We start from the raw sequence: 14,679 nt of genomic DNA, 5'->3' as shown, positions 1-14,679 counted from the left end.
AGCAAAATGAGGAGAGAAATGGCGTTCAGCGCCGGATCAGCGGCCCGTCCAGCACCCGCTGCGCATAGACCGCCTCGCGCGCGTGTTCCACGCGATAGCGCTCGCGCGCCGCGCGCATGGCCGCCTGGTGGTCGTCGACGTTGGCCTGCGTCAGTTCCACGCCGAAATCGGCCGGCGGCGGCGTGTCGCCGCCGAACAGGCGCGCCAGGATCATGCGGCCCACATTGTCCCGGTAATGCGACACTTCCCAGTAATAATGCATGTCGGGCTTGCCGCTGACGAGCGGGGTCGCCTCCGTCGTGATGCTGTTGAAGCCGGAAAAATCATGCAGGCGCACGTCGCAGCCGTGCAGGCGGTGGCGCTCGACGAGCTGCACCAGTCCCCGCTGCCACGCCTGCATGGCATCCCACTTGCCGCGCCAGTGCAGCGCGTACAGGGTCAGCGCGTGCGTGGGGTTGATGTACAGGCGCAGCCGCAGGCCGCCCCGGCACAGCTTGCCAATGCTGGCGTCGAGCGCGCGTGTCGAGGGCGGCGTCGGCCCCTGACCATCGCTGAATTCCTGCAGGCGCACGGGAATGGCGTCCTTGGTGCCGAGCCAGTGCCGCATGCCCTTGATGGTGCACGTCTCGTCGCGCTGCCCATACAAGGCCAGGTTGGAGCGGCACACGTCGCCCGCGTTGCCGGTCAGGATACGCACGCTGTCCTGCGTCATGTCCAGGGTCAGGCCGCGCTTCAGGTTGACGAGGGCGCGCCGGGCGAAAAAGCCGTGCCCGGCGCCCGTCAGGCTGTCTTCCACGCGTGCCGCCCCCATGTTCAGCGAAAACGTGGGCGCGTCGATGCCCCACACCATGGTCTCGACGCGGCTGACCCTGGCCGCATGCTCGGCCAGGCGGATGGCGTCGCCGAGCGAGGCGCCGGACACGGCGCTGTTGAAGACGCGCTTGCCGTCGAACATGGCGCGCACGCCCGTCGGCAAGCCCAGTTCCGTGCGCGAATTGCCGATGTAGACGATGGCCGGACGGTAGCGCGCCACGGCATAGGTCTTGGCCCAGGCGCCCAGCTTTTCATTGAGCTGGCGCGGGCGCTGCAGCAAGGGAGTGTCCCACTGGTGCAGCAGGTAAGGATCGACCTGGTAGTTCAGCAACGAGACGGCGCCGAGCACCAGCAAGACGCAGGCGAGGAAGCAGACAAGATAGCGGCGGCCGGCGGTGTCCATGCTCAGAACTGGAAGTAGAGAAATTCGGTGACCCGGTTCATGCCGAAGATGCAGGCGATGAACAGCGCGGCAAAGCCCACGCTCCAGCGGCGCGTGGGGCGCCAGCTGAAGGCCCAGCGCCCGGCGGGTTGAAATATTCTTTCAATGGCTGGCTCGTAGAGAAAGAAAATTTCTTGCGTGTTCGGCGCCTTGAAGGCCAGCAGCATCGCCGCCAGCAGCACGGGCAAGCCCGGGCCCGCCAATTCGATCCAGCGGATGCCGCCGAAGGCCGGATGCAGGCCCCACTGCGCCAGGCTGGCCGCGTGGCTGGCCAGGCCGCGCGGCAAGCTCACGCCATTGCCCCCCACCAGCGCGCCCGCGATGTCCCACGCCGTGGCCACGTCGGGCGCGCGGAAGAAGACCCAGGCCAGCATGACGGCGAGAAAGGTCAGCAGACTTGACCACCACATCGGCCACCAGCGCAGCCAGCGGTACACCCGTGCCGCGCCGAATGCACGCCGCCACGCCTGCTGCAGCACCAGGTACAGGCCGTGCAAGCCGCCCCAGATGACGAAGGTCCAGCCGGCGCCGTGCCACAGGCCGCCCAGCAGCATGGTCAGCATCAGGTTGCGGTAGCGCATGGCCTCGCCGTGGCGGCTGCCGCCCAGCGGGATGTAGAGATAGTCGCGCAGGAAACGCGACAAGGTCATGTGCCAGCGGCGCCAGAAGTCGGCGATATTGGCCGCCTTGTACGGCGAATTGAAGTTCAGCGGCAATTTCACGCCGAACAGGCGCGACAGGCCGATGGCCATGTCCGAATAGCCGGAAAAGTCGAAGTACAGCTGGAAGGTGTAGGCCAGCACGCCGATCCAGGCCTCGATCAGCGTGGGTTGCGCGCCGGCCGCGAAGACGGGGATGGCCAGCGGCGAGAGGTTGTCGGCGATCAGCACCTTCTTTGCCAGGCCGATGGTGAAGATCGACAGGCCGATGGCGAAATTGGCGGCGCGCGGATGGGCATTGGCCGGGTCGGCGAACTGCGGCATCATGTCGCGGTGGTGCAGCACGGGGCCGGCGATCAGGTGCGGAAAATAGCTGACGAACAGCACGTAATGGAGGAAGCGGTATTCGCGCACCTCGCCCCGGTAGCAATCGACGAGGAAGGCGATCTGCGTGAAGGTGAAAAACGAGATGCCGATCGGCAGGATGATGTCGAGGCCGTGCCACGGCAGGCTGGCGGCGTCGGCGCCGGCGGCGATGGCGACGGCGTTCACGCTGTCGATGAAAAAATTCGCATATTTGTAGTACGCGAGCAAGCCCAGGTTCAGCGCCAGGGCCGCCGCCAGCACGCGCTTGCGGGCCGCGCCCGCGCGCGCGCCGATCAGGCGCCCGGCGCCATAATTGAGGCAGACCGAGGCCAGCAGCAGCGGCAGGTAGCGCACGTCCCACCAGGCATAGAAGAACAGCGAGGCCAGCGCCAGCCACGCGGCCGGCGCCAGGCGGCGCCAGCTGGCGGACGCGCCGCCGGCAGCGGCCAGGCGATCGAGCAAAAAATAGCCGGCCAGCACGATGGGCAGATAGGCGAACAGGAAGGCGAAGGAATTAAACAGCATGCTGCCTCCTGGCCGGCAGCGCTTGCGCGTGGTAGTAACAATCGACAATCTGGGCCGCCACCCGCTCCCACGTAAAGCGCTCGACCAGGGCTTGCACGCGGGAACGCGGGGGGGGCAGCGCCAGCAGGTCGAGGATGGCCTGGCGCTGCGCGGGACCGTCGTCCCAGCGCACCTTGCGCAGCGCGAACGCGGAATCGGGCAAGTCCAGCGCGCTGTGCGCCGTCATGACGACGGGCGTGCCGGCCGCCAGCGCTTCGAGCACGCTCAAGGGAAACACCTCGCCCCGGCTGGGCAAGGCCGCCACGGCCGCCGCATGGTAGGCGCTGGCCAGCAACGGGTCGGCGTGGTCGAGCGCGCCCAGCCAGCTGACGTGGGGCAAGTCCAGCAGCTGCTGCAGGTACGCTTGCTGTTCGCGCGGCGCGGCGCCGATCAGCACCAGGGGCAAGCCGGCGCCCGCCAGCGCCTGCGCCAGGCCAAGCTGGTTCTTGTATGGGGAAATGCTGCCCACCATCAGCGCGAATGGCCCGGCGATGCCCGTTTCGCGCAAGAACAGATCGCCATTGGCCGTGAAGAAATGCGGGTTGATTCCATTTGGCAAGACGCGGATGGTATCGGCCCGCATGCCGAAACCGTGCACGATGGCGTCGCGCTCGGCGTCGCCCAGGGCAATCACCACGTCGGCCAGTTGCAAGGCGCGCCGCGTTTGCGCATAGCTCGTTTGCACCATCCACTCCGTCAGGCGTCCCGCCAGCCGGTCGGCCAGCCGCGCGCGCCAGGCGCTGGCGCGGCCCCAGCCCGGCGACAGCAGCGGCGACAGCACCACGGGCACGCCTTGCTCGCTGGCCATTTCCATGATGCGGTAGGTGCCATTGCTTGCCGAAAACACGTGCAGCACGTCGAAATCGGCCAGCCGCTCGTGATTGGCGTCGACCAGCTGCACTTCCAGGGGGCGCGCCGCCTGCCGGGGCAGCCGGTTCAGCGCGGCAATGGTCTCGCGCACCTGGATCTGCAGGCCGCCGTCGCGCTGGAACAGCATCGGGTAGGACAAGATACCGACACGCATGGTCATCCTTTCGTCCATTTGACTGCCGGCCAACGGCCAGCCAGCTTACGTTGCAATAACAAAAATTCGCCGGCCAGCTCATGCTTCACCAGGAACAGACCGGCCAGCCAGCACAGCAAGGTGGCCAGCGCCGTACCGGCCAGCGCCAGCAGCGCCGGCGTGTCAGGCGGCAACCACAGCAGCGCAGCGACGGGGACCACGCCGCTGACGCCGCAGAGAAGCAGGCTCTTGCGCAATGCCCGCGCCAGGATGCGCCAGTCCAGGGCGCTCAAGCGCCGCAGGCAACCGTAGTTCAGCCAGCTGCGCAGCACATTACCGAGCACCACGGCCCAGGCCACCGCCACCAGGCCGAACGGCGCCGCCGCCAGCAGCAGCGCCACCTTGATAGCGCCAGCGCAGGCATCGAGCCGCACCTGCGCATGCAGCTGGCCCGTCGCCACGAACAGGTAGCGGGCCATGCTGAACATGCTATACACGGCCGAGGACAGGCACATGACGCGGATCAAGGGCACGCAGCCCAGCCATTGCGCGCCATACAACACCTTGACCAGGGGCAAAGCCATGCAGGAGAGAAAAAGAAAAAACGGCCAGGCCAGCGCCGTCATGTAGCTGATCGTGCGCAAATACACGAGCTCCGCCCCGCCCTGCCCGCTCCCCTCCCGCGCGCGGGCCGCGAACAGGGGAAACACGACGGGAGAAATGGCGCTGGTGATGGCCTGGTTGAAGATATTGAGCACGCTTTGCGCCTTGCCGAACAGGGCCAGGCTGTCAATGCCGATCAGCTTGCCAATGATGAGGTCCGGCGCCGCCACGCCCGCCTCGTCGACGAGCCCGCCTGCCGTCGCATACGCGCCAAAGCGGGCGATGGCGCCCATGCCGCGCCGTCCCGGCAGCCACGGCAGTTCCGCGGGACGCACCAGCAGGCTGACTGCCAGCGACGCGCAGGAACCGGCCAGCGCCGCCCACACCATGCTCATGTAGCTGTAGCCCTGCAGCGCCAGCAGCACGGCCACCAGAAAATTGACCACGCTATTGGCCGCATTGATGGCGTAGATGGCGCGAAAACGCAGTTGCCGGCGCAGCATCGGCAACGTCAGCGCGCTGAACGGGATCAACAGGAAATTGATGGCCAGCAACCGCAGCACCAGGGTCAGCCGTGGTTCGCCATAGAATTGCGCCAGCGGCGCGCTGGCCAGCAGCACCAGGCCCGCCAGCAGCCAGGCGACGAGCAGGCTGGTGGCCAGCGCGGCCCGCAATTTCACGGCATCGAGCTGCTTTTCCTGGATCAGGTATTGCCCCACGCCAAAGTCGCGCACCACTTGCGCCAGCGCCACCAGCACGGCGCCCAGCGAATACACGCCCACTTCGGCCGGCGTCAGCAGGCGCGACAGCACCATGGTGGCGACGATGCCCAGCAGCAGCACCGTGTATTTTTCGGCGAAGGAAAAGAAGAACGAATGGCGGGTGGCGCTCATGCGGGCCGCCCGCGCCTACACGAGGCCGGCATAGAACTGGCGCAACTGGCGTTCCAGGCGCGGCATCGAATAGCGCTGCACGGTTTCCTCGCGGGCCAGCCGTCCCATGCGGGCGCGCCGTGGCGCATCCTCCAATAGCTGCGCCACGGCCGCGCAAGCGGCAAGCTCGTCATCGAGCGGCAGCAGCAAGCCCCCTTCGCTGTCGTGCAGGATATCGTGGGTGCCCGGCACATCCGTGCCCACGGCCGGCACGCCGCAGGCCATGGCTTCGATGGTGGCGATGCCGAAGCCTTCATTCTTACTCAGCAGCACGTGCAGGTCGAAGGCCGGCATCAGCAACTCGATGCGCCGCTGGAAGCCGGCAAACACGATTCTTTCCTGCAAGCCCATCTGTTGCACCTGCAGCCGCAGCATGGCTTCCAGCGGCCCCGTGCCCACGAGGACCAGATATAAGTTGGGAAACTGCGCGGCCAGGCGGGCGAACAGGGCCAGCAGCGCCTGCGGGCGTTTTTGCGCGGAGAGCCGCGCCACGGCCCCCAGCACGAGCGCGTCCGGCGGCAGTCCCAGTTGCCTGCGCGCCAGCATCCGCCTGTCGGGCGAGACGACAAACGTGTCCGTATCGACGCCATTGGGAATGACGGCCAGCCGCGTCTCCGGGCCCAGCATGTCGCGGTAGAGGTCGAGAAAATGCCGCATGGCCGACGGCGACACGGCATACACGCCCTTGACGGTGCGAAACGCTTCCTGCAGCCGGGGCCGCTGCCAGGCGTTGAAGCGTTCCAGGGGAAACGCATTGTGCACGCTGATCACGGCCGGCAAGCGGCAGCGCCGCGCCAGCCACACGATGGAGGCGCCATAACTGGTCCAGCAAAACGCCACGTGGACCAGGTCGGGCCGGAGGCGCCGCAGCCGCCACGCGCCCGTGACCCTGGCGCGCAGCCAATTCCAGCGGCGCCAGGCCCAGTGCTCGAGAAACAGCGGCGGTTCATACACGCGCACGCGCATCTGCCTTGCGCGCAAGTCCTGCGCCCAGGCGGCAAAACCGGGAAAGCGCCGCAGCGCCAGCACGCTGTCATAGCCGCTCGCACCCAGTATGCTCGCCTCTTGCGCCATGCGCAGCTCCATGCCGCCCAGCTCGCCCGAATAGCTGCTGATGACGATGCGCGGCAGCCGTTTGCGCCGTCCCCGCCACGCTTCATGGAAGAAGCCCCGCAGCCAGGCCCGTTCCCACTGGCGCAGGAACAGGTCGGCGTGGTCGCGCCGCAGCCAGGCCCGCACGGCGCCGCAGGTATCGCGCACATATCTGCCCAGCAACCAGCGCGGCACGCCGAGCAACTCCACGCTGGGCGCGCACGTCGCCAGCCGGCACTGGCCCCGTCCGAACAGCATGGCGCGGCGCAAGATCCAGGCGCGTTGCACCTGCTGCACGCGGATGATGTGGGCCACCCTGGCCCGCGGACAGAACCAGGAAGGATGGCCGGCCGCATGCATCTCCAGGTTGAGCCGGGTTTCGCTGCCCATGGCGTAGTTGGCGCCCTGCGGGCCGATGCTTTCGTCGTAGCGGGCGCCCGCCTCGAAGATTCGGCGGCGTATCGCCATGTTGGCGCCCCACACGAGGCCCGGATAGATGGGGGCATCGCGCAGGTCGGGGCTGGTGATGCCCCACGTCAAGCCGACGGGGGTCAGGTGCAGCAGCCAGTCCGCCGGCCGTTCGCGCCAGGCAGGCACGATGGCGCCGCCGAACAGGGCGTAGCCGGGGTGCTCGCGCGCGCTGTCCTGCAAGCGGCACAGCCAGTCCGGCGCGGGCATGGCGTCGTCGTCGCCAAACACGAACAGCTCGCTGCCATCGCCGCCATGGCGCAAGGCGTGCTCGACGGCGCCATTCAGGGCGGGACTGCGGCCGCGCCGCGCCACGTACACGGTACTCAAGGGCAGGCGGCCGCGGAAGGCGGCGATCACCCGGGCCGTGGCGTCCGTGCTGCCATTGTCGGCGATGATCAGGCGCCAGCCGCCCGCAGGCGCCTGCAGCGCCGTGTAGGCGCGCAATACCTGGGGCAAAGTGCCGGCGCCATTGTAGGTCGCCATGAGAACGGTCAACAAGGACGTGCCTCCTTGGTCTTACTATCACAAAACTGATTCATAGTCTCAACAACGCTGAAGCGTATTGACCCAGTGTACTGAGCCTGCCCGCCAGCCCGTTGACAGGCATCAAGACCATGCCAAACCGGGCACAACCAGGAGCGTCACCCTTCATGCGCGACATCGTGATCACCATCATCATCCTGGGTTCGCTGCCCTTCATCCTGAAGGCGCCGTCCATCGGCGGCCTGATGTGGGTCTGGGTCAGCGTAATGAATCCCCACACGCAGGGCTGGGGCTTTGCCACCCACTTCCCCTTCGCCTTCATCATCGCCATCGCCACCATGCTCAGCCTGGTCATGACGCGCGAACCGAAAAACCTGCCGCTCACGCCCGTCAGCGTGCTGCTGCTGCTGTTCGTGGCGTGGATGAATGTCACGGCCCTGTTCGCGCTGCTGCCGGCATCGTCATGGATGCAGTGGAACAAGGTCATGAAGATCATGCTGATGAGCTTTGTGATCATGATGGTGATACGCACGCGGCGCGACATCGTGCGCCTGGTCTGGGTGCTGGTGGTCTCGCTCGGTTATTACGGCGTGAAAGGCGGCATCTTCACCATCCGCAGCGGCGGCACGGAACGGGTCTGGGGGCCGGAAGACACATTTATCGGGGATAACAATGCACTGGCGCTGGCCCTGATCATCACCATCCCGCTCATGTATTATCTGCAGCAAAACACGGACAGGCGCTGGGTGCGCCACGGCTTGTCCGCCGCGATGCTGCTGTCGGCGCTGGCCGCGCTGGGCTCGTACTCGCGCGGCGGCTTGCTGGCCATCGCCGCCATGGGCCTGTTCATGTGGATGAAAAGCGGACGCAAGCTGGTGCTGGGCGCGCTGCTGTGCCTGGTAGCGCCGCTGCTGCTGGCCTTCATGCCCGACCGCTGGGCCGAACGCATGGACACCATCAATACCTACCAGGACGACGAATCGGCCATGGGCCGCCTGAATGCCTGGCGCATGGCATGGAACCTGGCGCGCGACCGTTTTCCCGGCGGCGGCTTCGACGTCTCCGACGGCGGCATCTTTGCCCGCTACGCGCCCAATCCCATGGACGTGCACGCGGCGCACAGCATCTATTTCCAGGTGCTGGGCGAACACGGCTTCGTCGGCCTGCTGATTTACCTGGCGCTGGGCGTCGCCACCTGGCGCACGGCCGCCGCCATCATCCGCAGCACGCGGGGCAAGCCGGAACTGCGCTGGGCGCACGGCCTGGCCACCATGAGCCAGGCCAGCCTGATCGGCTTTGCCGTGGGCGGTGCCTTCCTCAGCCTGCTTTACTACGACATGCCGTATTACCTGATGGCCGCCCTGATCGCCACGCGCATCATCGTCGAACAGCAGGCCAAGGCCTCCACATCCCGCCCGGCCAGGCCCCGGGCAGCCATCGCGGAGCAGCCATGACGGCCACCTTGTCCATCCTGATCTACCACCGCGTGCTGGCGCGGCCCGACCCGCTGTTTCCCGGCGAAATCGATGCGCCCCTGTTCGAGCGCCAGTTGCGCCTTCTAAAACGTTTCTATGCGCCACTGCCGCTCAGCGTAGCCGTGCAGCGCTTGCAAGATGGCAGCCTGCCGCCGCGCGCCGCCTGCATCACCTTCGACGACGGCTATGCCGACAATGCGCAAGTGGCCCTGCCGCTGCTGCAGCGCCACGGCTGGCCCGCCACGTTCTTTATCGCCACGGACTATCTGAATGGGGGGCAGATGTGGAACGACACGGTGATCGACGCCGTGCGCCAGGCGCCCGGTCCCGTGCTGGACTTGCGCGAACAGGCGCTGGGCACCTACCCCGTCGCCAGCCTGGCGCAGCGGCAGGCGGCCATCGCCACCTTGCTGGGCCAGCTCAAATACCTGCCGTTCGACCGGCGCCAGCAGCTGGCCATGCAGATCCTGCGCCAGGCGGGCGCCACGGCGGGACCGCCCGCCATGCTGAGCACGGCGCAACTGCGCCAGTTGCACGCGGCCGGCATGGCCGTGGGCGCGCACACGGCCAGCCACCCTATCCTGTCCACCTTGCCGGACCACGCCGCGCAGCGCGACATCGCCGATGGCAAGCGCCAGCTGGAAGGTTTGATCCAGGCGCCCGTCACCCTGTTTGCATATCCCAACGGCAAGGCCGGGCGCGACTATGGCGCGCCGCACGTGGCGATGGTGAAAAGCCTCGGCTTCCAGGCGGCCGTCGCCACGGACTGGGGCGTGGCGCGCCCCGGCGCGGGACTCGACCTGCTGCAGCTGCCCCGCTTTACGCCGTGGGATCGAGGACGCCTGGCGTTTCTGTGGCGCATGCGGCAAAACCGCCGGCAAGCGCACCCAGCGCACCCGGATGCTGGCTGAGCCACTGTTCCAGCATCAGCAGCAGCCACACCATGGTGCCGTGATAGGCAGGATGTTCCGCCAGCAAGCGCCCTTTCAGGTCGTCGATGAAGGCGGGCCGCACGATGCCGCGCCCGCGCAGCTGCGTCAGATTGTCAAAAGCAAAGTCGCGCAGCGGCGCATGGCTGTGCAGCCACTGGCCGAAGGGCAGGCCGAAACCGTGCTTTTTCTTGCGCACGATGGCCGGCGGCAGGATCTCGGCCAGCGCCCGCTTGAAGAAGGGCCGCAGCTGCCTGCCGTCGAGCTTGTCCCGCGGCGCCAGCCGGGAAGCGAACGCCACCATCGCATCGTGCAGGAAGGGAAACGCCGCCTCCACGCCGGCCAGCTCGCACGCCTTGCGCACCTTGAACAGGTCGTTGTCGGCCAGGGTGAAGCGCATGTCCAGGGCCAGCAGTTCATTGATCTGGCTCAAGCCCTGGCCTTGCCGCTCCCAATACGCGCCATTCATGCAACCGGGCGCCATGCCCGGGTCGATGGTGTCGATGAAGCCCGCTTCCAGCACCGTGCGGTGGCCATGGCGCAGCAGCAGGTTATAGTCGTCGAGCCTGGCCGGCAGCGGCAGGCTGGCCTGTTCGATGTAGCGGCGCGCCTTGTCGCCCAGGCGCCAGGGCTTGCCCTTCTGTACACGGAACAGCAGCGGCTCGATGATGGCCTGGCGCACCATGACGGGCAAGCGCTCGTACTGCGACAGCAAGGCCTGGTGCGCATAGCGCTCATTGCCGCCAAACAATTCATCGCCGCCGTCGCCGCCCAGCAGGCGCGTCACGCCATCCTCGCGCGCCATCTGCGCGCAGTAAAACGCGGGAATGGCCGACGCATTGCCGAAAGGCTGGTCGAAAATGGCCGCCATGGCGGGGATCGCGGCCAGCACGTCGCCCGGTGTCACGTAGCGTTCGTGGTGGATGCTGCCCGCATGGCTGGCGGCCAGGCGCGCATACGCCATTTCGTCATAGCCGGGCGCGTCGAAACCGATGGAATACGTGCGCGCGGGCCGGCCCGACACCTGGCCCATGATGGCGGCCAGGGTGGAACTGTCCGTGCCGCCGCTGAGAAACGCCCCCGTGTCCGCACCATCCGCGCCCAGGCTGCTTTCCACGGCCTGGCGCAGCAGGCGCAGGAATTCCTGCTTGTTGCTGGCAAAGCTGGCCCGCGTGCGCGCCGCCGGCTCCTGGAAGACCAGTTGCCAGTAGCTGCCCTTGCATTGCTTGCCGCCCCGCACATGCAGGTATTCGCCGGGCAGCAAGCGCTGCTGGCCCAGGTAAGCCGTGGCCGGGCCAGGCACCATGTGGAAATACAGGTAGTGATACAGCGCTTGCGGGTCGAGCGCGCCCCGCACGGACGGATGTGCCAGCAAGGCGTCATGCGAGGAAGCAAAGAACAGGCCTTGCGCATTGCCCGCATAGCTGAGGGGGTGGATGCCGGCGCGGTCCACGGCCAGCAGGGCCGAGCCGGAAAAAGCGTCGAGGATGGCCAGCGCGAATGGCCCGGACAGGCTGGCGCAGGCGGCCACGCCACGGCTCAGCCACAGGGAAGCGAGGCGGCACGCCACGTCGTCGGCCGAGCCGTCGAGCACGGGGCGGCCCCAGATGGCCACCTGCAAGCCATCCTGCTGATACACATGGCGGCTGCCGCCGATGGCGGCCACGGCCACGCCGCCCACGTCGCTCAAGCTGCTGGCCAGGGGCGCGCTATCGAAGCGCGTCAAGGGCGCGGCCATGCTGGCCAGCGCGCTTTGCGCCACGCCATCGGCCGCCACGCCGCCGGCATCCGCGCCGCCAGGCGCCGCCAGCCAACCGCACAGGCCGCTCATACGAGCACCTCGGCCGGCAGCGGATGGCCAAGAAAGGCCGTCGGACTGGCCGTCAAGCCATACGCGCCCGACTGGAACACCACCACCAGGTCGCCCTCCTCGGCGCGCGCCATCTCCATCTGGTCGGCCAGCAAGTCCAGCGGCGTGCACAACGGCCCCACGACGGACGCCACCTCGCGCGGCCCGCCGTGCAGGCGATTGCCGATGGCGACAGGATAATTCTTGCGGATCAGCTGGCCGAAATTGCCGGAAGCAGCCAAGTGATGGTGCAAGCCGCCATCCGTGACGAGAAACACTTGCCCATGCGACAGCTTGCGCTCGATCACCCTGCACACATACACGCCCGCCTCGGCCACCAGGTAGCGGCCCAGCTCCAGGTTCAGCCGCACGCCGGGCGCCGCCTGGTCCAGGATGGCGAGTTGCCGCCGCAAGCCTTCGGCGACGGGCGCCAGGTCGAGCGCCTGGTCGCCGGGAAAATACGGCACGCCGAAGCCGCCGCCGATATTCAGCGTGCGCAACGGCGACGGCGCGCTGTCGGCCAGCTGCAGCGCCAGTTGCACGCTGAGCGCCTGCGCTTCGGCCAGGGCCGCCCCCGACAGGCTTTGCGAACCCGCGTACAAATGAAAACCGTGAAAATCCAGCCCCAGCTGGCCGATGCGGCCCAGCAGTGCCGGCACGAGGGCCGCATCGACGCCAAACGGCTGCGCGCCGCCGCCCATGCGCATGCCCGTGCGGCGCAGGGCGAAATCGGGATTGACGCGCACGGCCACCCTGGCCGCCACGCCCAGCCGTTCGCTGGCCAGCGCCACCCGTTCCAGCTGGGCGCCCGATTCCACGTTGATCAGCACGCCGGCCGCCACGGCCCGCGCCAGTTCGCCGTCGCTCTTGCCCGGTCCCGCAAAACTGATGTGTTCCGGCGCCATGGTCGTATCGAGCGCCGTCGTCAGTTCGCCGCCCGAGGCCACGTCAATGCCATCGACCAGGCCCGCCAGCCATTGCACCACGGCCGGCATGGGGTTGGCCTTCATCGCGTAATGCACATGCACGCCAGCGGGCAAGGCGGCGCGCAGTTGCGCCACGCGACGCGTGAGGTGCGCCCGTTCATACGCGTAGAACGGCGTGCCGCCCACCCGCTGGGCCAGCCGGTGCAAGGGCAAGCCGCCGATCTGCAGCATGTCGCCTTGCACGGCGAACTGGCCCAGGGAAGCGTGCGACGGCAATTGCGTAGCGTTCGAGCGGATCAAATCCTTCATGCGGCGTCTCCCGATTGGACCGCATACGCGCGCGCCAGTTCCCTCGCCAGCAAGGGGCGGTCGATCTTGCCGTTCGGATTGCGCGGCAGCACGCCGTCGCGGATCTCCACCCACAGCGGCACCATATAGCTGGGCAGGCGCGCGCGGCAGGCGGCCAGCACGCTGTCGCGCAGCAATTCCACGCCCGGCGCGGGCGTGACGAGCAAGGCGATGGCCTGGCCCAGCACGGCATGCGGCAGGCCCAGCGCGGCGGCCTCGCCCACCAGCCCGCTCGCATACGCGACTTCCTCGATCTCGGCCGGGCTGACCCGGTAGCCGGACGTCTTGATCATGTCATCGCTGCGCCCCACGAAATACAGATAGCCGTCCGCATCGCGGCGTACCGTGTCGCCCGACCAGACGGCCAGTTCCGGCAGCACCAGGCCGCTCGCCTGCGGCGGCAGCGGCTTGAAGCGCTCGGCCGTGCGCGCCGCGTCGTTCCAGTAGCCGAGCGCCACCAACGCGCCACGGTGCACCAGCTCGCCCGGCTCGTCGTCATCGCACACGCTGCCGTCCGGGCGCAGCACCAGCACTTCCGCGTTGGGGATCGCCTGTCCGATGGAATCGGGGCGCCGCTCCAGCTGTTCCGGCGCCAGGTAGGTGGAGCGGAACGCTTCCGTCAGGCCATACATCAGGTAGACCTGGGCGCGCGGCAGCGAGTGGCGCAGCTTGTCGAGCGTGGAGCGCTGCATCACGCCGCCCGAATTGGTGATGTAGCGCAAGGGCGTGGACAGGGGCCAGCTCAGCTGCGACAGCTGCACCCACAGCGGCGGCACGGCCGCCAGGCCCGTGATGGCTTCCTGCTCGACGGCCTCGACGATGTCGCGCAGCAGCAGATAATTCATCAGCACGGCGCAGGCGCCGCTGGCAAACGCCGTCGTCAGCTGGCTCAGGCCATAATCAAAGCTGAGCGGCAGGACGCACAGGATGCGGTCCTCCGGCGTGTTGCGCAGGTAGGACGACACGCTGAGCGCGCCCGCCAGCATGTTGCGGTGCGACAGCACCACGCCTTTCGGCCGTCCCGTGCTGCCCGAGGTATACAGGATGGCGGCCATGTCCGTGTCGATCGCCACATGCGGCCTGGGCGCGCCAAGGGCGGGCACATTGGCAGGCACGGCGTTCCAGGGCAGCACGCGCAGCGTGCCCAGGCGCGATTCCACGTGCCCGTCGCCCGTCAGCAGCACCGTCCGCAAGTCCGGACACGCGGCCAGCGCGGGGCCCAGCTGCGCCAGCCGTTCGCGCGACGTGACGAGGATGTCCACGTTGCAATCAGCCAGGATGTACGCCACCTGCTCCGGCCTGAGCAGCGGATTGACGGGCACGAACACGCCGCCGGCCGCCGCCGCGCCAAACATGGCGCTGACGTTCTCCGGGCGTTTTTCCAGGTACACGGCCACGCGCGCGCCACGCTGCAAGCCAAGGCTCAGCAGGCTGCCGGCCGCCTCGCGCACGCAATGCGCCAGCGCGGCATAGCCGAGTTCCTCGCCCTGCCACGACAGGGCCGGCGCCTGGGGCGCGCGCTGCGCCGTTTCAAAGATCAGATCGTGTATCAGTGTCGCCATCGTTTCACCCCCGGGTTGCCATGATTGCCATGCATTCCCCTATGATTCAGACAAACGCTCACAGCGGTCTTGATTTTGATCAATTAACAGTTTCAGCAACACAGCTTGAGCGCGCGCAAGACCGAAGCCGGCCGCTGCGCTCTAATGGACAGCGTTGGCTGC

General features: G+C 67.7%; 10 protein-coding genes. 2 read left to right on the top strand and 8 right to left on the bottom strand.

The genetic code is table 11. The annotated features are described in order from the left end of the window. Window positions 1-25 precede the first annotated feature (25 nt). Genes J0O65_RS21955 through J0O65_RS21935 form a run of 5 tightly spaced genes read right to left on the bottom strand, consistent with a single transcriptional unit; the run spans window position 26 to window position 7,443 of the window. Window positions 26-1,216, bottom strand: coding sequence for a hypothetical protein (locus J0O65_RS21955; protein WP_215409308.1), 1,191 nt, complete (start codon window positions 1,214-1,216; stop codon window positions 26-28). Between the two features lie 2 nt (window positions 1,217-1,218). Continuing rightward, on the bottom strand, window positions 1,219-2,805 hold the full coding sequence (locus tag J0O65_RS21950) for an MBOAT family O-acyltransferase (protein WP_215409307.1): 1,587 nt from the start codon (window positions 2,803-2,805) through the stop codon (window positions 1,219-1,221). Then, a complete protein-coding gene (locus J0O65_RS21945; RefSeq protein WP_251373896.1) occupies window positions 2,795-3,868 on the bottom strand; it encodes a glycosyltransferase family 4 protein in 1,074 nt (357 codons plus the stop codon). The genes J0O65_RS21950 and J0O65_RS21945 overlap by 11 nt, the downstream gene beginning before the upstream one ends. A 2-nt stretch (window positions 3,869-3,870) precedes the next feature. After that, on the bottom strand, window positions 3,871-5,343 hold the full coding sequence (locus J0O65_RS21940) for a lipopolysaccharide biosynthesis protein (protein ID WP_215409305.1): 1,473 nt from the start codon (window positions 5,341-5,343) through the stop codon (window positions 3,871-3,873). 15 nt (window positions 5,344-5,358) lie between these two features. Next, the gene (locus tag J0O65_RS21935) at window positions 5,359-7,443 is read right to left on the bottom strand and encodes a glycosyltransferase (RefSeq protein WP_251373895.1); all 2,085 of its coding nucleotides are present in this window, start codon (window positions 7,441-7,443) and stop codon (window positions 5,359-5,361) included. A gap of 152 nt (window positions 7,444-7,595) precedes the next feature. Here J0O65_RS21935 and J0O65_RS21930 point away from each other — a divergent pair, with 152 nt between their 5' ends. Beyond that, window positions 7,596-8,882, top strand: coding sequence for a putative O-glycosylation ligase, exosortase A system-associated (locus tag J0O65_RS21930; protein ID WP_215409304.1), 1,287 nt, complete (start codon window positions 7,596-7,598; stop codon window positions 8,880-8,882). Further along, a complete protein-coding gene (locus tag J0O65_RS21925) occupies window positions 8,879-9,814 on the top strand; it encodes a polysaccharide deacetylase family protein (RefSeq protein WP_215409303.1) in 936 nt (311 codons plus the stop codon). Before J0O65_RS21930 ends, J0O65_RS21925 begins: the two co-directional genes overlap by 4 nt. Here the strand turns inward: J0O65_RS21925 and J0O65_RS21920 are convergent. From J0O65_RS21920 to J0O65_RS21910, 3 genes are read right to left on the bottom strand one after another with little or no spacing between them, the layout of a single operon-like run. After that, the gene (locus J0O65_RS21920; RefSeq protein WP_215409302.1) at window positions 9,723-11,663 is read right to left on the bottom strand and encodes an asparagine synthetase B family protein; all 1,941 of its coding nucleotides are present in this window, start codon (window positions 11,661-11,663) and stop codon (window positions 9,723-9,725) included. The two genes, J0O65_RS21925 and J0O65_RS21920, sit on opposite strands and share 92 nt — an antisense overlap. Continuing rightward, window positions 11,660-12,916: a pyridoxal-dependent decarboxylase, exosortase A system-associated gene (locus J0O65_RS21915; RefSeq protein ID WP_215409301.1), complete on the bottom strand. Its 1,257-nt coding sequence runs from the start codon at window positions 12,914-12,916 to the stop codon at window positions 11,660-11,662. Before J0O65_RS21915 ends, J0O65_RS21920 begins: the two co-directional genes overlap by 4 nt. Then, entirely contained in the window at window positions 12,913-14,517 is a 1,605-nt protein-coding gene (locus J0O65_RS21910) for an acyl-CoA ligase (AMP-forming), exosortase A system-associated (protein WP_215409300.1), read from the bottom strand. The genes J0O65_RS21915 and J0O65_RS21910 overlap by 4 nt, the downstream gene beginning before the upstream one ends. Between the last annotated feature and the right edge of the window lie 162 nt (window positions 14,518-14,679).

Source organism: Janthinobacterium sp. JC611 (genome assembly GCF_018682595.1).
In the GTDB taxonomy this organism is placed as follows: Bacteria; Pseudomonadota; Gammaproteobacteria; order Burkholderiales; family Burkholderiaceae_D; genus Janthinobacterium.
Note: the sequence above shows the minus strand (reverse complement) of the source record. Positions and strands in the feature narration are given on the sequence as shown.